Genomic DNA, 1,403 nt, shown 5'->3' with positions numbered 1-1,403 from the left:
GTGCGCTACCTGCCCTCCCCCCTGGACGTCGAGGCCATCGAGGGCCACGACGTCAAGGACCCCGAGGTCGTCGTCAAGCGCAAGCCCTCGGACGACGAGCCGTTCTCCGGCCTGGCGTTCAAGATCGCGAGCGACCCGCACCTGGGCAAGCTCACCTTCGTCCGGATCTACTCCGGTCGCCTGGAGGCCGGCACCGCGGTGCTGAACTCCGTCAAGGGCAGGAAGGAGCGCATCGGCAAGATCTACCGCATGCACGCCAACAAGCGCACCGAAATCGACTCGGTGGGCGCGGGCGACATCGTCGCCGTCATGGGCCTGAAACAGACCACCACCGGTGAGACGCTGTGCGACGAGAAGAACCCGGTCATCCTGGAGTCCATGGACTTCCCGGCACCGGTCATCGAGGTCGCGATCGAGCCCAGGTCCAAGGGTGACCAGGAGAAGCTGAGCGTCGCCATCCAGCGTCTCGCGGAGGAAGACCCCTCCTTCCAGGTGCACACCGACGAGGAGACCGGCCAGACCATCATCGCCGGCATGGGCGAGCTCCACCTCGAGGTGCTCGTCGACCGCATGCGCCGCGAGTTCAAGGTCGAGGCCAACGTCGGCAAGCCGCAGGTCGCCTACCGCGAGACGATCCGTGGGACGGTGGACCGGCTCGACTTCACGCACAAGAAGCAGACCGGCGGCACCGGCCAGTTCGCCAAGGTGCAGATCGCGATCGAGCCGCTCGACGGCGACGACTACGTGTTCGTCAACAAGGTCACCGGCGGCCGCATCCCACGCGAGTACATCCCCTCCGTGGACGCGGGCTGCCAGGAGGCCATGAGCTTCGGTGTGCTCGCCGGATACACCATGACGGGCATCCAGGTCACCCTGCTCGACGGCGCCTTCCACGAGGTCGACTCGTCCGAACTGGCCTTCAAGATCGCTGGTTCGATGGCCTTCAAGGAGGCCGTGAGGAAGGCGTCCCCGGTGCTGCTCGAACCGATGATGTCCGTCGAGATCACCACGCCCGAGGACTACATGGGCGAGGTCATCGGCGACATCAACTCGCGGCGCGGCCAGATCCAGTCCATGGAGGACCGGCACGGCGCCAAGCTGGTGACCGGTCTCGTGCCGCTGTCGGAGATGTTCGGCTACGTCGGAGACCTCCGCAGCAAGACCTCGGGCCGCGCCAACTACTCGATGCAGTTCCACTCCTACGCCGAGGTCCCGCGGAACGTCGCCGAGGACATCGTCGCGAAGGCGAACGCCGTATAAGCCGTGTGTTCGCCCCCCGGGGGGGCGAACGACGCCGTGGGGGGGGGGGGGGGGGGGGGGGGGGGGGTGGGGGGCGGGGGGGGGGGGGGGGGGGGAGGGGGGGGGGTGGGAGGGGGGGGGGGGGGGGCCCACACGTGAAGGCT

At 68.2% G+C, this 1,403-nt stretch carries 1 protein-coding gene; it reads left to right on the top strand.

What is annotated here, in order from left to right:
- Positions 1 to 1,260 (top strand): elongation factor G (locus AC0682_RS25325; RefSeq protein ID WP_478535267.1); only part of this gene is annotated, 1,260 nt, incomplete at its 5' end.
- Positions 1,261 to 1,403 lie beyond the last annotated feature (143 nt).

This window comes from Streptomyces sp. NPDC043746 (assembly GCF_056436485.1).
The sequence above is the reverse complement of the archived record's forward strand: the minus strand, read 5'-3'. Positions and strand labels throughout refer to the sequence as shown.